The organism is Microbaculum marinisediminis, assembly GCF_025397915.1.
Lineage (GTDB): Bacteria > Pseudomonadota > Alphaproteobacteria > Rhizobiales > Tepidamorphaceae > Microbaculum > Microbaculum marinisediminis.
The window spans coordinates 94,925-114,672 of sequence record NZ_JALIDZ010000003.1 but is presented as its reverse complement, the minus strand read 5'-3'; the positions used below and the strand labels follow the sequence as shown (position 1 = coordinate 114,672).

The 19,748-nt window shown below is 64.7% G+C and carries 21 protein-coding genes; 12 read left to right on the top strand and 9 right to left on the bottom strand.

Translation table 11 applies throughout. From position 1 onward, the window contains the following. Positions 1–4 precede the first annotated feature (4 nt). A complete protein-coding gene (locus tag MUB46_RS06670) occupies positions 5–778 on the top strand; it encodes a Crp/Fnr family transcriptional regulator (protein WP_261615107.1) in 774 nt (257 codons plus the stop codon). Between the two features lie 390 nt (positions 779–1,168). Beyond that, positions 1,169–1,792: a hypothetical protein gene (locus MUB46_RS06665; protein WP_425256231.1), complete on the top strand. Its 624-nt coding sequence runs from the start codon at positions 1,169–1,171 to the stop codon at positions 1,790–1,792. A gap of 46 nt (positions 1,793–1,838) precedes the next feature. Here MUB46_RS06665 and MUB46_RS06660 read toward each other — a convergent pair whose 3' ends face one another. The 7 genes from MUB46_RS06660 to MUB46_RS06630 all read right to left on the bottom strand — a co-directional run bounded on the left by MUB46_RS06660 (position 1,839) and on the right by MUB46_RS06630 (position 9,844). Further along, complete coding sequence (locus tag MUB46_RS06660; protein ID WP_261615105.1) at positions 1,839–2,531, bottom strand: CBS domain-containing protein; 693 nt, start codon at positions 2,529–2,531, stop codon at positions 1,839–1,841. Between the two features lie 52 nt (positions 2,532–2,583). Next, positions 2,584–3,141: a ubiquinol-cytochrome c reductase iron-sulfur subunit gene (gene petA, locus MUB46_RS06655; protein WP_261615104.1), complete on the bottom strand. Its 558-nt coding sequence runs from the start codon at positions 3,139–3,141 to the stop codon at positions 2,584–2,586. A 101-nt stretch (positions 3,142–3,242) separates the two neighbouring features. Beyond that, entirely contained in the window at positions 3,243–4,304 is a 1,062-nt protein-coding gene (locus tag MUB46_RS06650) for a YncE family protein (protein ID WP_261615103.1), read from the bottom strand. A gap of 266 nt (positions 4,305–4,570) precedes the next feature. Then, positions 4,571–4,948, bottom strand: a complete 378-nt coding sequence (locus MUB46_RS06645) for a cupredoxin domain-containing protein (RefSeq protein ID WP_261615102.1) — start codon at positions 4,946–4,948, stop codon at positions 4,571–4,573. Next, positions 4,945–7,506: a heavy metal translocating P-type ATPase gene (locus tag MUB46_RS06640; protein ID WP_261615101.1), complete on the bottom strand. Its 2,562-nt coding sequence runs from the start codon at positions 7,504–7,506 to the stop codon at positions 4,945–4,947. Before MUB46_RS06640 ends, MUB46_RS06645 begins: the two co-directional genes overlap by 4 nt. Next, positions 7,493–7,702 carry a YHS domain-containing protein gene (locus tag MUB46_RS06635; RefSeq protein ID WP_261615100.1) on the bottom strand — a complete coding sequence of 70 codons (210 nt, stop codon included), beginning with the start codon at positions 7,700–7,702 and terminating at the stop codon, positions 7,493–7,495. Before MUB46_RS06635 ends, MUB46_RS06640 begins: the two co-directional genes overlap by 14 nt. A gap of 357 nt (positions 7,703–8,059) precedes the next feature. Beyond that, positions 8,060–9,844 carry a PHA/PHB synthase family protein gene (locus tag MUB46_RS06630; protein WP_261615099.1) on the bottom strand — a complete coding sequence of 595 codons (1,785 nt, stop codon included), beginning with the start codon at positions 9,842–9,844 and terminating at the stop codon, positions 8,060–8,062. A 358-nt stretch (positions 9,845–10,202) separates the two neighbouring features. Between MUB46_RS06630 and MUB46_RS06625 the strand changes: the two genes are divergently transcribed. The 7 genes from MUB46_RS06625 (at position 10,203) to MUB46_RS06595 (ending at position 14,364) form a co-directional block, all read left to right on the top strand. Beyond that, positions 10,203–10,853: a GntR family transcriptional regulator gene (locus MUB46_RS06625; RefSeq protein WP_261615534.1), complete on the top strand. Its 651-nt coding sequence runs from the start codon at positions 10,203–10,205 to the stop codon at positions 10,851–10,853. Positions 10,854–11,040: 187 nt separating this feature from the next. After that, positions 11,041–11,631, top strand: a complete 591-nt coding sequence (locus MUB46_RS06620) for a biotin transporter BioY (protein WP_261615098.1) — start codon at positions 11,041–11,043, stop codon at positions 11,629–11,631. Further along, positions 11,628–12,065, top strand: coding sequence for a DUF1284 domain-containing protein (locus MUB46_RS06615; RefSeq protein WP_261615097.1), 438 nt, complete (start codon positions 11,628–11,630; stop codon positions 12,063–12,065). The genes MUB46_RS06620 and MUB46_RS06615 overlap by 4 nt, the downstream gene beginning before the upstream one ends. Positions 12,066–12,219: 154 nt before the next feature. Then, positions 12,220–12,723 (top strand): hypothetical protein, encoded by a 504-nt coding sequence (locus MUB46_RS06610; protein WP_261615096.1) that lies wholly within the window; start codon positions 12,220–12,222, stop codon positions 12,721–12,723. After that, positions 12,723–13,340, top strand: coding sequence for a hypothetical protein (locus MUB46_RS06605; protein ID WP_261615095.1), 618 nt, complete (start codon positions 12,723–12,725; stop codon positions 13,338–13,340). The genes MUB46_RS06610 and MUB46_RS06605 overlap by 1 nt, the downstream gene beginning before the upstream one ends. Positions 13,341–13,435: 95 nt before the next feature. Next, positions 13,436–13,822, top strand: a complete 387-nt coding sequence (locus tag MUB46_RS06600; protein ID WP_261615094.1) for a hypothetical protein — start codon at positions 13,436–13,438, stop codon at positions 13,820–13,822. Between the two features lie 38 nt (positions 13,823–13,860). Beyond that, a complete protein-coding gene (locus MUB46_RS06595) occupies positions 13,861–14,364 on the top strand; it encodes a hypothetical protein (RefSeq protein WP_261615093.1) in 504 nt (167 codons plus the stop codon). Between the two features lie 59 nt (positions 14,365–14,423). Here MUB46_RS06595 and MUB46_RS06590 read toward each other — a convergent pair whose 3' ends face one another. Continuing rightward, positions 14,424–15,386, bottom strand: coding sequence for a hypothetical protein (locus MUB46_RS06590; protein ID WP_261615092.1), 963 nt, complete (start codon positions 15,384–15,386; stop codon positions 14,424–14,426). Positions 15,387–15,565: 179 nt separating this feature from the next. Here MUB46_RS06590 and MUB46_RS06585 point away from each other — a divergent pair, with 179 nt between their 5' ends. The 3 genes from MUB46_RS06585 to MUB46_RS06575 are packed head-to-tail and all read left to right on the top strand — an operon-like array spanning position 15,566 to position 18,956. Next, positions 15,566–16,069, top strand: coding sequence for a putative pterin-binding protein (locus MUB46_RS06585; RefSeq protein WP_261615091.1), 504 nt, complete (start codon positions 15,566–15,568; stop codon positions 16,067–16,069). After that, positions 16,069–17,868 (top strand): sensor histidine kinase, encoded by a 1,800-nt coding sequence (locus MUB46_RS06580; RefSeq protein ID WP_261615090.1) that lies wholly within the window; start codon positions 16,069–16,071, stop codon positions 17,866–17,868. Before MUB46_RS06585 ends, MUB46_RS06580 begins: the two co-directional genes overlap by 1 nt. A 2-nt stretch (positions 17,869–17,870) precedes the next feature. Next, positions 17,871–18,956, top strand: coding sequence for a response regulator (locus MUB46_RS06575; RefSeq protein WP_261615089.1), 1,086 nt, complete (start codon positions 17,871–17,873; stop codon positions 18,954–18,956). 27 nt (positions 18,957–18,983) lie between these two features. Here the strand turns inward: MUB46_RS06575 and MUB46_RS06570 are convergent, their stop codons facing one another. Further along, positions 18,984–19,742, bottom strand: coding sequence for a sulfite exporter TauE/SafE family protein (locus MUB46_RS06570; protein ID WP_261615088.1), 759 nt, complete (start codon positions 19,740–19,742; stop codon positions 18,984–18,986). Positions 19,743–19,748: the final 6 nt, after the last annotated feature.

Below are 19,748 nucleotides of genomic sequence, written 5' to 3'. Positions count from 1 at the left end.
GCAGATGGCAAGATCCGGCTACGGATCGAAAAAGAAAGTGCTCCATCACGGCGCCAGTCAGTTGGCGAGCGGCGGCCTTGACGACGCAAGCAGCTTCGAGGTCTTGGGTGCCATCGCCAATTACAAGACGGGAGACAAGGAGGTCCGCGCCGGCCAGGACATCGTGCGGCTCGGTGAGCGGTGTGACGTAATCTACGCACTCGTCGCCGGATGGGCCTTTCTCTACAGCCTGTTGCAGGACGGACAGCGGCAGATTTTGCAGTTCGCGCTGCCGGGAGCACTCCTCGGTCTGGACCTGCTCGGTGGCGGTCACGCCACCTACGGCGTTGAGGCACTGACCGACGTCACGGTCTCCATTCTCCCGCAAAAGGCCTTGGAACCACTCTCGCGAAACCATCCGCAAATAGGTCTTTTGCTCGCGGGGCTGGCGTCTCGCGACCGGCTCCTCTCCTACGACCATCTTACCAGCATCGGGCGGCGCTCGGCGCACGAACGGGTAGCCCATCTGCTGCTCGAGCTGTTCGTCCGCTCCCACGCGCAATGGCCAGGTCATCTGATCGAAGAGATGCATTTGCCCCTGACCCAGGAGCATATCGGCGACGCGACCGGCCTGACGGGCGTCCACGTCAACCGCGTCCTGCAAGATTTTCGACGCGAGAAAATCGTGGAGTTTCGCTATCGACGACTGAGGATCCGCGATCCCGATCGGCTCGCCGACATTGCGAATATCGAGCCGCAAATGGTGCGAGCGTGGATCCGTCACCGACAGCCGGATTGAAGCGTATGCGGCGCATCGAGCACCCGATCGCACGGAAAACACACGCGGCGCACGACGGATCGCTTCGACCTCACGGATTCTTTGATCTTGATTAAGGTTCCGGACGACGGTTGCCGGGAAACTGGTCCGCTCAGATGAGCCCGGAAACCGCCGGGGCAATCGGTGCAGCGGTTCGTCACATAGGGGCGATTGCGCCACCAGTGAGCGCGAGAGAGCCATGTTCAGGCATTGGACCGCCGGTCCGGCTGGTCGCAGTCCCGTCCGTCGGGCAAGGGGCGATGACCAGCCCGGTCATGCGACCGTTCGTTTCGCAAGCTACGAGCCGAGATAGATATGCTCGTTCGGGTGCGACATCTCCTCGGCCTCGAGGTTGTATCCGGCGACCGGGAGATCGGCCGTCTTGTCGATCTGTTGATCGAGCCGCATTGCCGAGACGTCCGATACCTGGTGGTCGACCGCTCTCCTTCACATAAGGAAGTCGCCTTGCCCATGAGTGCGGCCGCACTGCCGCTCATCGACGCACGCCAACTGCCAGTCGCGCTATCGCCGGAGGAAATCTGCGACGCGGCAACGGTGGGGCTTCTGCGCGAACCAACGCGCACCGTGGAGGCAAGGCTGCATTCGCGGCTGCATTGGAATCCCTATTGGCGGCGTGACGAACCGGATCCCGATATGTCGCTGCAGCGGGTCACGAAGATGACGGGAATGCCGGTGCGCTGTGGGCGGAAACCAGGCGGGACGATCAGCGACCTTGTGATCGACTGTACGGACTGGTCGGTCGTGCTGGTCGTGGTTCAGATCGCTCCAACGCGGCAGCGCACCGAGGCTCTCGTCCCGACCGAGTTCATCGACTGCATCGATTGGCACGTGCCGAGTGCCGAACTGCGGCTCGACCGTGATGCGCTGATCGGTGAGGGTACGTCCCGGCCGCAAACGCTGACGGCGGCGGGACTGTCCGAGATCCGCCGGCAATTCGGCTTGCCGCGCAGGCGGGTGGGCGAAGGCTGCGCGTGACCGTAAGCATGGCTGCAAGCCGGCCGCGAAGCGGCGACCGACATGCTCAGATCCAACCGGGCAACGCGGGCGCGACCTCCAGCCTGTCGATGACCCGAGTGACGCCCGGAGCATTCTCGGCGACCACGCGAACGGCCTCTTTAACGGGTTCTTCGGTGACCGTTCCGCGCAGTTCGACGATCCCATTTTGCACGACGACGTCGACCGTGGCGCTCGGTCGCCAATCCTGACGGCCGAGCTCATCCATGATGTGCTTGCGGATATCCGCGTCGTCCACGCTCGCCGTCGGTCTTTCTTCGGCGCGGCGGATGAGGCGGCGCAGCAGGTTGGCTCGGCTCACGATGCCGACAACCTTCCCGTCACGCACGACCGGCAACCGCTTGATCCCCTTGTCCTCCATGAGGTCGACGATCTCGGTGACCGGCGTACGCTCCGTGATGGTCACCGCCGGACGCGTCATCACCTCCTCGACCCTGCGGCCGCGGGATCGCACATAGTCCTCGGCCAACGTCTCCGGACCGACGAGGATATCGAGCCACCGTCGTCTATGGGTCGCGGTGCCGAGTTCCTCGCGGCTCAACAGATCGCCCTCCGTGATCATGCCGACGATAGTGCCCGCCGCATCCACCACCGGCAGGCCGCTGATGCGAAACTGAAGCATCAGTCTCGCCGCATCCGATACGGAGGCATCGACGCGAACGGTCGCGGCGCCGAGGGTCATGATGTCTCCAGCATTCATCTCACGTCTCCCCTTTTCCGTTCTGCTATGCCGGAGCCTACCACGACCACGCCTAGCCGATACGCACGGTGGTGTCGTCAAGGAAGATATATGGAGGAACATCGAGATTGCGCGGGGCCGGCCCGCGCCTGACCCGGCCGGAGATATCGTACAGAGATCCATGGCAGGGGCAGAACCAGCCGCCATAGGTGCCGCGCGGATCCCCGGCGCGCTGGCCCAGGGGTATGCACCCGAGATGGGTGCACACGCCGACGACGATCAGCCATTCGGGCCGCGCAATCCGCTCGGCATCGGCAGCCGGATCGATCAGACGCGGATTGTCGTCGTCGGCCCGCGCCATGGCGATCTGTTCGGGGCCGCGGCGCACGATAAAGACGGGACGGCTCTGCCACATCACCGAAACGCGTTGGCCGACGTCTATCGAGGCGAGATCGACCTCGACGACCGACAGCGCGGTCACATCCGCTGACGGATTCATGGTGTCGATGAATGGCCACAGGGCCAATGCCGTCCCGACGGCCGCCACCGAGCCGGTGGCGATATAGAGGAAATCGCGCCGCCGGGGCCCCGAACCCGGGCGCTCGGCGGCAGCCTCCGCACCGGTGCTCATGTCGTCACTCCTCCTAATAGGCGTCGTGCGCCATCCCCCGGGCCGGCCTCCCCCTGCGTGCGCTCCTCAGGGCCTTCGATATGGCACGGTTGGATACGCCGTCATGGAAGGACCACCATCTGGTGCGCTTCCCCCTTGACCGGGATGGTGCCGCGTGGCGTCAGGGTCGCTTCGTCGACAACCCAGACCTCGGGCTCTTCGCGGCTGGAGACGTAGAGCTTGCCGGTGCCGCGGATGACGGCGAGATGGTAGGGGCCGGGTCCCAACGAAGCCGTGCGCATGCTGCCGGACGGCAGGTCAATCGCCACGACCTTGTCTTCGCCAATGCCGCTGACGTACAGCGTGTCGCCATCGTCGGAGATATCGAGACCATGAAGTTCTCCGCCCACGGCGAAGGTCCGGTCGACGCCACCTTGCTCGATGGCGAGAGCGGAGACGGCCCCGGCCTCGGCATTGGCGACGTACAAGGTACGCCCGTCCGGCGCCAGGACGATATGCTCGGGGGTTTCTCCAGCCGGCAGGTCGCGTCGGACGACCCACCGGTCGACGTCGATCTCGCTGACAGTGCCATCGCCGGCGTTGCTGACGTAGACCCGGCTGCCGTCGGCACTAAACTCCGCGTAGTTCGGCATCGCTCCGGTTCGAAGGAGCGTCCGAACGGTCAGGCCGGACAGATCGACGACGCTGATACCGTCGGCGTTGGGATGGGTCGCGACGGCATAGCGGCCGTCCGGCGAGACGGCGACATGATGGACGGCGCCCGGAACTTCGAGACGCCGGACGGGCTTGCCGTCATCGGCATCGATGATCGTGAGGATACTCACCGCGTTGCCGGAAGAAGCGCCTTTTCGCGCCTTGGCGTCGTGGTGAGCCGCATGCTCGTCTTCGGGCATACCGGCCGGACGGTCGACGGCGGGCATCTGGTCGGATGACGTCTCGGCGTAGCTGCCGGCGACCAGGTAGCGCCCGCTCACGGCGGCGCCCAGGCCGTGCACATCGGGGAGCCCTCCGATGCGGCCGACGACGGTGTCCGTCCCGGCGTCGACGACGATCGCTTGACCGGCACTGCCCTCGGGTATGTAGACGGTCGCGGCCTGTGCCACGCCGAGGGAAGCGACCGACAAGGCCGTTACTCCGGTCAGTATCCTGATGCAGCGTTTCATGGAGTCCTCCTGTCAGCGTGGCGAAGCCGGGCTGCGCACGTTCAAACACGTGCCATCACGAGGCGCGATTTGAGCAGCCGTCCGCCCGGACGTCCTAAAGAGAGATTAAAGATCGGCTGGCGGCCGCCGGCGGGTGCGAATGGTCCTTTGAATGGTCATGTTCGCCCATCGCGCCTATCCGATCACAACGCGGATTTGGACCCGGCCGCACCCGACCTTGCCGACGGCAAATACCCGGCTCCGCGCCGCCCTCAACGGAACACGGCTTACTCGACGATCAGCCGACCGTGGAACATGCCCATGGGACAGGCGAAGGCGAACTCGCCGACCTCCTTCGGCATGAGCTCGACAGCGACGAGCTCGCCTGTGGGTAGCTCGGCGCTCTTGCCGAATTGCTCAAAGACGACCTTGTCGGAGCAGGACGCCGTCTCCTCGCGACGAAAGTTGAGGCGCACCGGCCTGCCGCGGCTGACGATGATGGTGTCGGGCGTGTAGCCACCCTTCACAAGGATCATCGCCTCCTGGTAGCCGCCGCTGGTCTCGGCCGCGCGAATGCCCTTTGCCCGCTTCAGCCAGAAGAACCAGACGATGAAGCCAATGAGCAGGATCCCGGCCAGAAGCACGATCCAACGGTCCGGCGTCATGACGCGGGCCTCCTTGGCTGGAAGAAGCGGAGACGGTTGGCGTTCGTCACCACGGTGACCGAACTGAACGCCATGGCGGCGGCCGCGATCAGCGGTGACAGCAGGATCCCGAGGAAGGGATAAAGAACGCCCATGGCGACGGGGATCCCGAGTGTGTTGTAACCAAACGCACCGATGAGGTTCTGCCGAACGTTGCGCATGGTCGCGCGGCTGATTTCGATAGCGGTGACCACGCCCGTAAGGCTGCCCTTGATCAACGTCACGTCGCTGGCCTCGATGGCGACGTCTGTGCCGGTGCCGATGGCGAAGCCGACATCGGCCTGCGCCAGCGCCGGGGCGTCGTTGATGCCATCGCCGACCATGCCTACCGTCTTGCCTTCGAGTTGCAGCTTCTGCACCTCGTGCGCCTTGTCGTCGGGCAGCACCTCGGCGAGGACCCGGTCGATGCCGACCTCGCGGGCGATTGCGGCGGCGGTGCGCGCGTTGTCGCCGGTCAGCATCACCACCTCGATTCCAAGACGTTTCAGCGTTTCGATCGCGTCCTTCGAGTCCGGCTTGACGGTATCGGCGACCGCGATGAGCCCGGCCGCCTTGCCATCGACCGCCACATACATCGGCGTCTTGCCTTCCGTGGCCAGCTGCTCCCAGTCCGTCGCGAGCGTTTCGATCGCAATGCCGCGGTCGCCCATCAGCTTCGCGTTGCCGAGAAGCACATCGCGCCCGTCGACCCGGCCGGTCACGCCGTGCCCGGGGACCGCCGCGAAAGTCTCCGTATCGGCGAGCGGGAGGCCGCGCTCATCCGCGCCCTTAACGATGGCCTCGCCCAGCGGGTGCTCGGAGCCCCGCTCGAGCGAGGCCGCCAGCCGAAGTACGTCCCCCTCCTCTTGCCCCTGCGCGGCGATGACGTCGGTCAGCGCCGGCTCGCCGCGCGTGATCGTTCCGGTCTTGTCGAGGATGATCGCGTCGAGCTTCTGAGAGGTCTGCAAGGCATCGCCCGAGCGGATCAGTATGCCGTTCTCCGCCCCCTTGCCGATGCCGACGGTCAGAGAGGTCGGCGTGGCGAGGCCGAGTGCACAGGGACATGCGATGATCAGGGTGGTCACCAGCACGATCGTCGCGTAGACGAAGCGGGGTTCTGGGCCGACCAGATACCAGGCAACGAAGGCGAGGACCGCGAGGATCATGACGGTCGGCACGAAATAGCCGGACACGAGATCGACCACCCGCTGGATCGGCGCCTTGGAGCCCTGAGCGTCCTTCACCATGCGGATGATGCTGGCAAGAGCCGTGTCCTTGCCGACCTTGGTCGCCTTGAACTTGAAACTGCCCGTCTTGTTGAGCGTCGCTCCGATCACCTCGTCGCCGACCCGCTTTTCGACAGGGATCGACTCACCGGTGATCATCGACTCGTCGACGGCGCTCGATCCTTCAATAACCGCGCCGTCGACCGGAATCTTGTCGCCGGGGCGAACGACGACGATGTCCCCGGCCACGACCTCCTCGACCGGCAGGTCGACCTCCTCGCCGTCGCGAACGACGCGCGCGGTCTTGGCCTGCAGGCCGATCAGCTTCTTGATCGCCTCGGAGGTACGGCCCTTCGCCTTGATCTCCAGCGCGAGGCCGAGCACGACGAGCGCGACGACGACGTCCGTGACGTCCCAGAAGACTTCGGCAAGGGCCAGGTCGGGAAAGATCCCCGGAAAGGCGACGGCGGTCACCGAGTAAAGAAAGGCGGCGGTGATGCCGATCGCGATCAACGTGTGCATGTTGGCCGAACGGTGCTTCAGGGCATCCCACATGCCGACGAAGAATTGCGACCCGGCCCACAAAAGGACGGGCAGCGACAGGACGCCGAGCAATGCCCAGACGACGCGCCGCGTGTCGCTACCCATCGGCATCCAATCGCGCAACCCCGGAATCAGGTCGGGATAGCTTAGAGCCATCACAGGGATCGAGATCGCGGCGGCGACCCAGAACTTGCGCATCAGTGTGCGATACTCGGCCTCCCGCGCAACCTGTTCCGCGTCATCCCCCTCTTCGACCGCCGCCTTGACCGCAGCTGCTTCTGGCTTCGCCACCTTGTGACCGGCGGACACGATGGCGCGCCGGATGCCCTCGAAGTCGACCGAGCCGGGGTCGTACTCGACGTCAACGGCATTCGGCCCGAGATTGGCGCGCGCCGAGATCACGCCCGGCGTCATGTTCAGGGCAAGCTCGATTCGCGTGACGCACGACGCGCAGTGCATGTTCTCGATCGGCAGCCGGACCGTGGCGGCGCCGCCTGAATAGCCCGCGGCCCGAATGGTTTTCACCATATCCAGCGCCGTCGTCCGTTCGGGGTCGTAATCGATCGACGCCAGCTTGTTGGCGAGATTGACGCGGGCTGAGACAACGCCGTCGATATCCGCGAGTGCCGTCTCCACTGCCGAGGCGCAGTGCGCACAGGTCATCCCGCCGACTGTCAGGTCGATATGCTGCCGTCCGGCCGGGATGGGCTGTGCATTCGCACGGGGCGCGGCGGTCGTCTCCTCGCTGATCGTCCGCTCAACCTTTTTCATGATCTCTCCCGCTGGTCTTTGCAAAAGGCGAGAAAGGGAACTCGCCCCATGGTTCAGCATACGTCTCGGGACTTTCACGGAAGCGTTGGTGGCAGCGGGTGGAGCAGAAGAAATAGGCCCAGCCATCATGGTCTGCTTGTGCTACGACGTCGTCGATATCGACCTGCGCGCCGCAGACGGGATCGGTAACGGTCATTGCTTGCGCGTCCTTGCCTTCGGATGTCTCCGTGCAGACCGACCCATTCACGCAACGTCTGCGAGGCCCGTTTAGGGCCCAGGCTTCGTGCGACGGCACATCCCGTGTTCCCCGCGCTCCGGTTCGATCCGGAACGGTATTTCGTCCGGCAGGTTACACACGTCAGAGTCGACTTGTGTTTGACGGACATTAAAGAGTCGCGGAGTGAGGCATCGCCCGCGGGCCGGCCCGCGCCGTGTTCAGCGCCAGCGCCTAGCGTTCGGTCTCGCGCCGGCCGGTCCCGCGCCGGCGACGGTCACCGGTTCAGCTCCCTCCTGCCGATCGCCGGCGGCCCCCAGGCGAGTGCTCATGTCCGCATTATGGTTCCAGCACGTAGCTTCCCGGCGCGTCTTCCAGCGCCACATAGCCCTTACCGGCCCCCTTACCGGCGCAGCCCGTGGCCGGAGGCGGCACCCGATCCGAGGAGTGCCTGACCAGCCAGTCCTGCCAGCATGGCCACCAAGATCCGTCGTGGCGCACGGCGGACGCCTGCCAGGCATCCGGATCGACGTAGTTCTCGTCTTCCTTGTGCGTTGCGATCTGGTGGTGGCGGTAGGGGTGGCCCGGAGGACTGACGATTCCGGCGTTGTGGCCGCCATTCGACAGAACGAAGGTCACGTCGGCGTTGGTCAGCATCTGGATCTTGTAGACCGAGCGCCAGGGCGCGACATGGTCGGTGGTGGTGCTGACGGCGAAGACCGGGACCCGAATGTCGCGTAGCGAGATGGGGCGCCCCTCCGCCGTGTAGCGGTTTCCGGCCAGGTCATTGTCGAGGAAGAGATGTCGGAGATACTCCGAGTGCATGCGATACGGCATACGCGTGGAGTCGGCGTTCCACGCCATGAGGTCGATCATCGGCCGACGCGCGCCCAACAGGTAGGTCCGCACCATCGCTGACCAGATGAGGTCGTTCGAGCGCAGCAGCTGGAAGGCGCCCGACATCTGCCGCGTGTCGAGATATCCCTGCTCCGCCATCATGTCTTCGAGGAAGCTCACCTGAGCCTCGTCGATAAACAGCATCAACTCGCCCGCCTCGGTGAAATCGGTCTGGGCCGCGAGCATGGTCAGGCTGCCGAGGCGCTCGTCGCCGTCACGCGCCATCGCGGCGGCGGCGATCGCCAGCAGCGTACCACCCAGGCAGTAGCCGACGGCATGGACCGGCCGTTTCGGAACGATGGCCGATACCGCGTCGAGGGCCGCCATGACACCGAGCCGGCGATAGTCTTCGAGACCCAGGTCGCGATCCTCGCTCGTCGGGTTCTTCCAGGAAATGACGAAGACGGTGTGCCCCTTCCCGACCAGGTATCCGACCAGCGAGTTCTCGGGAGAGAGGTCGAGAATGTAGTACTTCATGATCCAGGCTGGGACGATCAACACCGGCTCGGCGTAAACCGAGTCGGTCGCCGGGGCGTACTGGATCAATTCGATCAGCCGGTTGCGGAAAACCACTTTTCCGGGGCTGGTGGCGACGTCGCGACCGACCTGGAAGGCGTCCGCCCCGACCGGCGGCGTGCCGGTCACAAGCCGGCGCCAGTCCTCGTAGAAATTGGCTGCGCCCTGGATGAAATTCATCCCGCCTTGCCTGCGGGTCGCCTCGAGCACGTCGGGGTTGGTGAGCGGGAAGTTCGACGGCGAGACGACGTCGAGAAGCTGACGCGTCACGAATGAGATGACGTCCTCATGGTGCTTCGAGACACCTTCGACGCCGGTCGTGGCATTGTGCCACCACTGCTGCATCAAGAGGAACCCCTGGTACATGGCCGCGAAGGGCTGGTTCTGCCACGGCTCTCCAGAGAAGCGCTTGTCCTGCGGCAGCGGGTCGATGCACGCAGGACAGTCCGGATCGCCGCAGGCGCGCAGGCTGTAGTCGGCGTACCGGATCCACTTGCGGACAGCCTTTCCGAGAAGCTCGGCCTGCTTGTCCGGAGACCGGAGGAGATGCTGGGCCCAGTCGACATGGGCCAGCATCAAGGCGGCCGGCGAGATACCCGCGGTCAGCCGGGCCGTGGCGGCGTGCAGCGGCCGGTCGAACGAGAACGGGCGCAGAGCTTGAGGGGAGGATTCGGCATGCCCGCCTGCTTCCGCGAAGGGTTCGCCGACCATGGACGATCTTCCAACAATCATTCTCCGCTCCACGGCTGAAAACCGCGAGCGACAGCATCGCTCCACTGGTGACGCCCCTCTTTGATACAGGTTTAAGACCTCGGGACGCGCCCCCGGTATGTGAGCCCCCCGGACAAGCACGATTTCGTCGTTCCCAATGCTGCGTCGGGGAAGCCGGTTGTTCGACGACGCGCGCAAGGTCGGTCATGTCGAAGGCCGTATGCGCTCGCGAAAGGCTCAGGGTCCCGCGCGCCGTGAAGTCGGGATAGAGCGAGAAGCGGCGCGACATATGGCCAATGCGGCGGCGCAACCGCAAGCACGCTCGACGCCGGGCTGCATTCGGATTATCTATAATCCCATGTCGAATGCCAAATCAGAGCCTCTTGCCGCACGCATCAGCCGCGAACTCGCCAATCGCATCATCTCCGGACAGATCGAAGCCGGTGCGCCACTGCGGCAGGATCACATTGCCGAGGAGTTCGGCGCCAGCCATGTGCCGGTCCGCGAGGCGTTCCGCCGCCTCGAAGCGCAGGGGCTGGTCGAAAGCGCACCACACCGGGGCGTTCGGGTGGCCGGCTTCAGCCTCGAGGAGGTGCGTGAGGTCGCCGAGATGCGAGCCGCCCTCGAGGTTCTGGCCCTTCGCAATGCCGCGCCGCATCTGACCAAGGCCATTCTCGACGAAGCCGAGGAAGCTACGCGCGCCGGAGACCACGCGGGCGATGTCCAGGCCTGGGAAGAGGCCAACCGCAAGTTCCATAGGCTGATCATCACCCCCTGCGGCATGCCGCGGCTGCTCAGAACCATCGACGACCTGCACACTGCCAGCGCCCGCTTCCTGTTCTCCGGTTGGCGGGCGGAATGGGAAACGCCGACGGATCGCGATCACCGCGCCATCCTGGCCGCGCTGCGCGCGGGCGACATCGAGGCAGCTACGGCTTTGCTTGCACGACACGTGCAATGGATCGGGAAAATGCCGAAGCGGCCGAGCGCTCTCGGCAGCCGTTCGTAAGAGCTTTCCCGCCCGGGCGACACAGCACGGCTTGCCATCTGGGCACGCCCGTTTTCCCTTCAAAATTGCGGGCCTGCATCAGCGGGAGCCCCCCTATGCGCGCATCACCCTTGCAATACGAATCGTTCTATGACCTTCTTTAGCGATAGAACTGCAAGATTATCTATAATCCTGAAAGGACCCACGTGTGAACGCTTCAGCCACAGCAAGCCTCAAGCCGACCTTCAGCCCTCTCGATCTGCAGCACCGTCCACTGGCCTGGAAGATCGGAGCGGTGATCTTCGGCAGCCTTTTCCTCGCGCTCTCTTCCTATATCGAAGTGCCGATGTTCCCCGTTCCCATGACGATGCAGACCTTTGCCGTCGCACTGGTGGGAGCGCTCTATGGCTGGCGTCTCGGCGGGCTCACCATCACGGCTTGGCTGGTTGAAGGCGCACTCGGCATGCCGGTGCTGGCCGGTGGCGCGGCCGGCGCGCATCACTTCGTCGGCCCAACCGGCGGCTATCTCTTCGCCTTCCCGATCGCGGGCATGGCCATGGGCTGGCTGGCCGAACAGGGCTGGAACGGGCACCGCGTCGGCCTGGCCTTTGTCGGGATGCTGATCAGCAACGCGATCTGCCTGGTTCTCGGCGCGGCTTGGCTGGCGGTCCTTATCGGTGTCGAGCCGGCGGTCATGGCCGGGGTCGTGCCCTTCGTGTTCGGCGCGATCCTCAAGTCCGCGCTCGGGGCGGCGACCCTGAAGGCCATGACACGCGGGCCGAAGCGCGCCGCCGAATGACGCTGCGGCTGCGTCCGCACCACCTCCTCTGCGTCCTGACATACGCAGGAAAGGGCTACAGCCCCGCTTTCACGGCGAACCTGACCGTGATCGCGGGGCGCCTCTCCGCAGGGGAAGAGGTCGAAATCGTCGCGGGGTCGGACGACGTCTGCGCCCCGCTTCTCGCCGATCCCGAGCCACATTGCCACCGTTGCAGCGTGACCGATCGGGATCGGGCTGCCGCGACCGACGTCGGCAAACTGTTGGGCAAGCCGATCGCATCCGGAGACCGGCTGGTGCTGGATGACACACGCCTTCGACTGCTCCGCTCAGCCTTTGCGGCTGGCCAGATCCGATCCGCGTGTCGCGACTGCGAATGGGCCGACCTCTGCACGTCCATTGCGGAAGACGGCTATGCCGACGCGGTCTTGGCCGTACGGCCACGCCAAGGATAGGCACGGACTGCCTGCCGTAGCGACAGGGCGTGCCCCGGCAGACGCACACGACTGACCCCACAGACGCGATCCCCTCCGTTCGAACGGGGCACTGATTGCGGGATCACACTAGATTCCCGAGCCGATCGAAGCATCCGCACGGGAACACCGCCTTATGAAGAAGCGCATCCTCGCCGGCGTCCTGCTGGTTTCGTCCGTCCAGTTCGCCGCCGCAATGGAAACGATCGGAACGATCACGGCGACGGTCGGCGACGAAGCGCAGCAGTGGGAGATCCTGGGGTCCGACGGCGACGATGCCATGGCCAAGGCCCACAAGATCGGGCCCGTGACCTCCCTCGAGATTCATGGCGGCGGTCAGGGCCAGTTGGTGATCGAGGCGATCTTCGCGGGGTCTCTATCGCCGGATTCCCGCCCTCAAGAAGTGACCGTCGTCCTGTTTCCCAAGGGGGAAGGCTTCATGGGCAACCGCTGGACCTCCGAAGGGGCTGGCAGCGATCCGCAGGTGACGTTCGACGCACTGGAGGTCGGCGACGAGTCCGGCCAGGCAGAAGGCAGTTTCGCAGCGCGACTGTGCCGGGCAAAAGGCTTCGGGGACGCCGACACGGCGGACTGCAGGGAGATTTCCGGCCGCTTCGCCACCCGGCTCGTCGTAGAGTAATGAGGCACGTGGCCAGTCTGCCTGCCCTGCCCCGCTACAGCGGCGTCCTGTTTGCCGGGCTCGCTCTGGCCATCACGGCCTTTGCCCCGTCGCCGCTGCATGCCGACCCCTCGCCGCTGTGCGGCAAGGCGGGCGCACGCGAATGGGCATCGATCCGGCAGGATCTCGTCGGCCCCTGGCAGATCGAACATCAGGCAGGCTTTTTCCGGCTGGGTCCCATTGTCCAGGGATTTCCCTCCGACGACGACAGTGACGTCCTGTCGATTGCCGAATTCGACGACCAGCTCGCGCTGACCCACCCCGACATGCACGAGCCAATGGTCCTGCGGCTGTCGGACGAAGGGCCGTGGAGCCTCGACACCTCCGCCCCCTACGAGCCCGTGCCCGTGCTGACGCCTGACGATGTGGCGCTGGTCGTCGACTGCGATCAGATGGACCTGCCGCGGCTCGTCGGCAGGACGTCATACGCCCTGGATGGCATCCGCATGGACATGACCTACCGGATGATGGTTGCCGATCCGTCCACCATTTTTGGCGTGATGGAAATCACCGGTACAGGCAACGGCGTGACCATCACCGCAAGCCGCACGATCTGGATGCGGGCGGTCTCCCAATGAGCCCAATGTCCCAGTCCATGCGGACGTCGCGTGTCGCCGGCATCGTTCCGGCCATTTTCCGCGCGGCACGCCGACTCGCACGGGAGGAACGACAAATGTTTCGAACATCAGTCACCACGATGGCCCTGCTTGCGCTTGGCCTGTCTCAAGCCGCCGCGCAGATCAGGGACGGGGTTTATGACGCCTTCAATTGCGCCGTCCCGGTCAGCGATCAGCGCATCGCCGTACGCGGCAACGAACTGCTCTTCTACGAAACCACCTGCCGTCTCGGCGCGCCCGAGCCGGTCGAGGGCATGGAGGGCGCGGCTCTCTACTGGGCGGACTGCTCAGGAGAAGGCGAAACGTGGCGAGACCGCTTCCTGCTGAAACACCACGTCTCCGGCGCATTGCTGGTCGCCGGTTCGCATTGGTTTGACAGGCACGAGGTGTGCGAAGCCCGCTCGCCCCAGAACGAAACCACGCTCGGAGCCGGCCAAAGGTAGAGCGAACCGCTGCGCCGAAACACGCGAGGAGCACATCAATGAAACAGATAGCCATGGCTTTCGTAATCAGCCTGGCCGCTGCGCCGGCCATGGCCGACGAGCCCGGCGGCCGGATCACGGGCACGATCGGCGACAGACCGGTCACGGTGGAGATCTGGCGTGCTCAGTCAGATGCTTACGGCGATGCCGAAAGGGGGGGCGTGTCGATCTACACCCGCCACATCGACCCGGACGACGGCTTTGGACGCCTCTCCCTCGGCTTCGAAGGCACGTTCACGAACCCGTTCAATATCGAGCTATCCATCGCCGGCGTCGGCACCGATCCCAAGCCTCATGTGAACGGCTACTGGGAGGCCGACCAGGAAGACCTGACGTTGCGCATAGCCCGCAGCGAGGTACGCGGTGATCTGCTTGCGATCCGTGGCACGGTCTCCGGCGAACTGCTCTTCCAGCCGCAAGGCGATCGAGCCGCCCCCGCTTCGGCGCTGAGCGACAGTCTCTCCGTTACCCTGGATTTCGACGCCAGGCTGGAGATGGATTGAGACTGGCGGCCGCGCCCTGACGAACCTCCAGGCCTCAGGGAGCGGTCCGGTTTCCGCCCTCAGGCCTTCACGGGGATCGGCGAATAGCCCAGGGCCTTCTCCTTGAGCTGGCGGAATTTCTTCGACATCTGTTCGAGCCGCGCATCCCACTCGGGATCCGGGGTCTGTCCCTCGGTCGTGCGGAAATAGACCTGCATGAGGCACGCGATCGCAAACGGTTCGAAAATCGCGGCCTTCACGCTCCAGGCGAATATCAGGGCGAAAACGAAGCCGCCCGCCGACCAGTTGCCGGGCATCAGATAGACGACGCCCGCGGCGGGGGCCAGCATGAGCACGAAGACGAGCGCACTCAGGCCGTAGACGAAAAGCGTGAGCCATGCGGCATTTTTGAGCATCACCTTGTAGTTCTGCCCGTAAAGAACCAGCCCCTCACGGGCCGCTTCCCAGGGGTTCGTCTGCCCGGATCGGATCATGTGGGCAAGGATCACCTCGTCGACGAAACCGACGGCCACACGCAGAAAGGCCTCGATGATCCCCACCAACTGCTTGACCCCCTGGACGGGAATGAACGACAGAATCCCGCGGACCAGCCCGGTGATCGCGCGGATGACGCCCTTGACGATCTGGTCGACGGCGAACAGCAGGCTTGCCTGCGCGAAACGTTCCTTGACGACCGCGGTGGCGTAGGTGACCTGCGACCGGCCCGCCGGCAGCTCCCGGCCTGATACGAGTTCGACCAGAACGGCGATATGTCCGGCCTTGGCGAGATACAGAATGTATTCGCGCGCCCAGTACATGATCGCGCCAACGACGCCGAAGCCACCGATGGCGCCCCAGAATGTCGTCTGTGCCTGAAAGTCGGGCTCGCCGAAGGCACCGACCCCATAACCGATACCGGCCCCTGCCCCGGTGACGAGGACGTAAGCCAGTGCCGCCCCGAAATAGATGGCCGCGCGCAACACGATGAACGGCATGGTGCGAACCATCAGGCCGATCGCCTGGCCGATACTGAAATCCCACATATGTTTCTGACCGTGTAGGTGAATAGCCGAATCGAATTCCTGTCCGGCCGACGGTAGGCGCGCGTCGACTGCGGCGCCCCCTCCGTTCGAAGGGGACGCGATGACGGTTTCGGGCTATGCAGGAAGGTGGGTTCGACGGTCTCGTCCGAATACGAGAGGAGCAGGGAGGAACGCAGTCAGTGAAGTTCGCAATCATATTGATCGGAATGACCGTGTTCACCCAAGCGGCTCAGGCAGGGGCGAACGGCCTTGCCGCTCCGACCGGCCCGGTGGTGCTGGAGGTGCACGGCAATATCGGTCGAACCAATACCGAGGGCGGAGCGCGGTTCGACATGGACATGCTCAAGACCCTGCCGCAGCGTGAACTGGAAACCTCGACCACCGTCACCGACGGCGTGCGCCGGTTCGACGGCTTCCTGATGCGGGATCTGCTCGCATTGGTGGAAGCGGACGGTGAAACCGTCACCGCAATCGCCCTCAACGACTATGTCATCGATATTCCGGCGGACGATTTCACCCGCTTCGATGTGATTGTCGCCTTCGAGATGGACGGCGACGCGCTTCACGTGAACGACAAGGGGCCGCTCTGGATCGTCTATCCGCGTGATGATCACCGCGAGTTGCAGGATATCCGCTACGACTATCGCTGGGTCTGGCAACTATACCGGCTGGAGATCAGGTGATGCGGGGCGCGCGCCCCGTCCTCGGCTTCTTCCTGCCGCTCGGCGTCATCGCCATTCTCGCGACCCTTCTCGTCTATTCCCTGATCGGATTGGCGCAGACCGAGCGCAAGATGCGCCTCGATGCGAGCACAAACATGATCTGGGTCCTCTCCCGCGCGGAATCCGCCAGCCTTCGGTTCGCCCAGGCGCTGGCCCGCTCGGAACTGGGGACGGGCAGCCAGGACGACTTGACGCTTCGCTACGCCATCCTGTTGAGCCGCCTCGGCCTGATCGACGAGGGGCCGCAACGGCGCCGGATGATCGCGCTTGGTTATGAGGCGGAACTCGAACAAACGATCCAGGCCGCCCGCGCGATAGAGCCGCTCGTATCGACCGCGGCCGCCGCGGATTTCCCACATGCCCGCGATACGGCCGAGTCGATCGCGGTTTGGCTGGGGCGCGCCGCCAATGCGGCAATGGTGGCGGAATGGAACGAACTGGGCGGACAGCTCGATCAGTACCGCGATGAGATCTGGCAGATAATCGTCTGGCTCGTCGGCATCGCCATTGCCGGCGGGATCCTTTCCGCCTTCCTGATCCACAGCCTCGTCGTGTCCCGCCGCCGCACCGAGCTTCTCTACAGGGAGCGGGATTTCTCCAGCCTGCTTGTCGCTTCCAGCGGTGAAGGCATTCTCGCCTTCGATAGAAACCTGCGCTGCACCCTGTGGAACGACGCCATGCAACGGCTTATCGGCTGGTCGGCGGAGCGCGCGGTAGGCAAGACGCTGGGAGATATTTCCGGCTTCTTCGCGGTTGACGGCGTCGCCCGTCGCTTCCGCGAAGCCTTGAACGGGACATCCTCGTCCATGTCGGACAAAGCCCTCTTCCAGCCGGACACGCCGGACGCGCGGTATGTCGATATGCGTTGTTTTCCGCTCAAGGATGACGAGGGGATCATCGGGGCCATCGCGTTTATCGGCGATGTTACCGAGCGCCACGCGGCGCAGAGAGAGCTGGCCCGCCACCGCGACCACCTCGAGGAGCTGGTCGCCGCCAGAACCCGCGAGTTGATTGCCGCGCTCGAACGCGAACGCGCTGCGGCCGAGCTCTATAGCAATTTCGCGACTATGGTTTCCCACCAGTTTCGCACACCGCTGGCGATCGTCGATTCCACCCTTCAACGCCTGATCCGCCGCAACGAGCATGTGACGGCAGATGAGATGGTCGCGCGGGCACACACTGCGCGGGGTGCCATCGAACGATTGACCCGCCTGGTCGAAAGCACGCTTGATGCTGCCCGGCTCGACGCGGGGCAGATCGAGCTGTCCAGCGGACCTTGCGAGATCAATGCCCTCGTTGCGGCGGTCTGCGCACGTCAGCGGGAGGAAACATCGGACCGGGAAATTGTCTTCAAGCCGGCGACCGATACCGCCTTGTCGGTGATGTGCGATCCGGCCCATGCGGAGCACGCGCTGGCCAATCTCGTCTCCAACGCCGTCAAGTATTCACCGCCGCAAGCACCAGTGCGCGTTGATATCGAGGCGAGCCCGACCCATGTCCACTGCCTAGTACACAGCGAAGGCGACCCGATCCCCGACGCCGACAGGGACAAACTCTTCGAACGCTATTTTCGGGGTCGGAATTCCGCGGGCAAGGTCGGTATCGGCGTCGGGCTCTACATGGCGCGCGCGCTGGCACGCATGCAGGGGGGAGACGTCGAGCTTGTGGACTCCGGACGCGACGGGACCGTCTTTGCCCTTGTCCTCCCCCTCTTGGGCGCCACTGCGAGCGCCAAGGTTCCAGATCGCCCCGAAGGATAGAAATGGACACAACCACCTCCCGGCCCGCCGGAAGCCGGGCCGTCATCCTGTGCATCGAGGACGAGGCCGAGCTGCTTTCCGATCTAGCAGAGGAACTCACCGACGCGGGCTATACGGTGATCACGGCGGAAAGCGGCGAGCAAGCCCTGTCCAGCCTGGAAACGACGCATCCCGATCTCGTCCTGTGCGACATTGGCTTGCCCGGCCTCGATGGTTATGGGGTGCTCGAGACGCTGCGCGGACGTCACCCCGACCTCGCGGAAACGCCCTTCCTGTTCCTCACCGCACTCGCAAGCCCGCGCGAAATCGTTCAGGGCAAGCGAGCCGGGGCAGATGACTATCTGGTCAAGCCCATCGACTACGACTTGATGCTGGCCACGATCGAAGCCCGGCTGCGGCAGGTGAATCGGATCCGCGCGCGAAACGACGCGGTCCTCGAAGCCCTCCGCGCATCGGTTCCGCATCTGGCCTCGACGGGAGCCGATGCGCCAACCGCCGGGATACGGCAGGTGCTCGACCGCCTGGCCCTCGGGATCGCGCTTGTCGACAGTCAGTGCCGCGTGCTCTTCGCCAACCGCGCCGCGCACGACATGGCTGCGCGCGAGGACGGGCTCAATATCGACGCCAGGATCTGGACTGACCACGCGCCAACCAATACGGCCCTCAACAATCTGGTTCGCGAGAAATGCACGCCCGCACCGAATGACGTCGAGGATCTGGCCAGCCTCTCCGTGCCCCGCCACTCCGGCCAGCGCGATCTGATGGTACTGGCCTCCGCCCTGTCGGACCCTGCCGGCGCTACGTCCCGGGAAACCGCAGCGGTTCTGTTTCTCTCAGACCCCGAACAACGCCCGTCCTTGTCTCGGAGCACGTTGTGCGCGCTCTTCGCCCTCACCCCGACCGAGGCGAAAATCGCGGCCGCATTGGCTGGCGGCTCGAGGCCGGCGGACATCGCCGCCGACCTGGGAATCGCTCCAACGACCGTGGCCTTTCATTTGCGCAATCTGTTCCAGAAGACCGGCACCAGCCGCCAGGCCGATCTGGTCGCCCTCTTGCTGGTCAGCCCCGCCGCCGGGGCCATCGAATAGACCTGCAACCAAAGTACCGCTCAGGCCTCAACTACTCAGCAGAACAGGGGCCATCACGCCCAACCCCGCGAACAGCAGTAGGATGAACGCCGCGCGCCGCATCGCCGTTTCACCAAGAGGTGGCGACAGTTTCGCGCCGAGGAGCGTGAACGCAACCGTCACCGGGAGCGCCACGACCGCTTGGACGATGGCGTCGAACGGCATCTCGCCGCGTAACACCAGAAAGCCGATCCGTTCCGTCGCGAGCACCAGGAACACCAGGAGCAGCGAGTCCCGGATCATCGAGAGCTTGAGCGGCTGCCGGTAGAAGTGGAAGATCAAGGGTGGACCGGACGCCGCGAACAGTCCTCCCAGCACCCCAGCGACGGCGCCGAGGAGTCCGAACGACGTCCGGCTCGATTCTCGCGTCATGGGTCGCGGATTGAAAACCAGCAGCAGGCTGCTCCCAACGATGGTCACGCCGAGCAGCAACCGCAGCAGACCCATGCTCTCGGTCCCCAACAGACTCAGCAGGACCAGCCCGAAATAAGTCGCAGGTGCCGCCGCCAAAATCACGGGAACCGCTCGGCTCCACTGCACCTGGCAACCGCTTCGACCCAAAGCAACGCTCGCATTCGACAGCGTAATGATCGTCACGACGATTGAGGCCTGTTCGATCGACATGATGCCGAACAGGGTCGCGAACGCCACCACGATAAGCCCGAGGGCGAAACCAGTGATCGCCTGCGTATAGCAGCCCAGTGCCACGATACCGAGGAACAGCACCTGATCCCAGAATGGCAGCACTTGATT

What these genes read in the sequence shown, in the direction of transcription:
- MUB46_RS06580 (WP_261615090.1), top strand. Translation starts at nt 16,069, where the DNA reads ATGCGGGGCGCGCGCCCCGTCCTCGGCTTCTTCCTGCCGCTCGGCGTC.
- MUB46_RS06630 (WP_261615099.1), bottom strand. Translation starts at nt 9,844, where the DNA reads ATGGTCGGCGAACCCTTCGCGGAAGCAGGCGGGCATGCCGAATCCTCC.
- MUB46_RS06660 (WP_261615105.1), bottom strand. Translation starts at nt 2,531, where the DNA reads ATGAATGCTGGAGACATCATGACCCTCGGCGCCGCGACCGTTCGCGTC.
- MUB46_RS06575 (WP_261615089.1), top strand. Translation starts at nt 17,871, where the DNA reads ATGGACACAACCACCTCCCGGCCCGCCGGAAGCCGGGCCGTCATCCTG.
- MUB46_RS06650 (WP_261615103.1), bottom strand. Translation starts at nt 4,304, where the DNA reads ATGAAACGCTGCATCAGGATACTGACCGGAGTAACGGCCTTGTCGGTC.
- MUB46_RS06670 (WP_261615107.1), top strand. Translation starts at nt 5, where the DNA reads ATGGCAAGATCCGGCTACGGATCGAAAAAGAAAGTGCTCCATCACGGC.
- MUB46_RS06595 (WP_261615093.1), top strand. Translation starts at nt 13,861, where the DNA reads ATGAAACAGATAGCCATGGCTTTCGTAATCAGCCTGGCCGCTGCGCCG.
- MUB46_RS06600 (WP_261615094.1), top strand. Translation starts at nt 13,436, where the DNA reads ATGTTTCGAACATCAGTCACCACGATGGCCCTGCTTGCGCTTGGCCTG.
- MUB46_RS06610 (WP_261615096.1), top strand. Translation starts at nt 12,220, where the DNA reads ATGAAGAAGCGCATCCTCGCCGGCGTCCTGCTGGTTTCGTCCGTCCAG.
- MUB46_RS06635 (WP_261615100.1), bottom strand. Translation starts at nt 7,702, where the DNA reads ATGACCGTTACCGATCCCGTCTGCGGCGCGCAGGTCGATATCGACGAC.
- MUB46_RS06605 (WP_261615095.1), top strand. Translation starts at nt 12,723, where the DNA reads ATGAGGCACGTGGCCAGTCTGCCTGCCCTGCCCCGCTACAGCGGCGTC.
- MUB46_RS06645 (WP_261615102.1), bottom strand. Translation starts at nt 4,948, where the DNA reads ATGACGCCGGACCGTTGGATCGTGCTTCTGGCCGGGATCCTGCTCATT.
- MUB46_RS06590 (WP_261615092.1), bottom strand. Translation starts at nt 15,386, where the DNA reads ATGTGGGATTTCAGTATCGGCCAGGCGATCGGCCTGATGGTTCGCACC.
- MUB46_RS06615 (WP_261615097.1), top strand. Translation starts at nt 11,628, where the DNA reads ATGACGCTGCGGCTGCGTCCGCACCACCTCCTCTGCGTCCTGACATAC.
- petA (WP_261615104.1), bottom strand. Translation starts at nt 3,141, where the DNA reads ATGAGCACCGGTGCGGAGGCTGCCGCCGAGCGCCCGGGTTCGGGGCCC.
- MUB46_RS06640 (WP_261615101.1), bottom strand. Translation starts at nt 7,506, where the DNA reads ATGAAAAAGGTTGAGCGGACGATCAGCGAGGAGACGACCGCCGCGCCC.
- MUB46_RS06625 (WP_261615534.1), top strand. Translation starts at nt 10,203, where the DNA reads ATGTCGAATGCCAAATCAGAGCCTCTTGCCGCACGCATCAGCCGCGAA.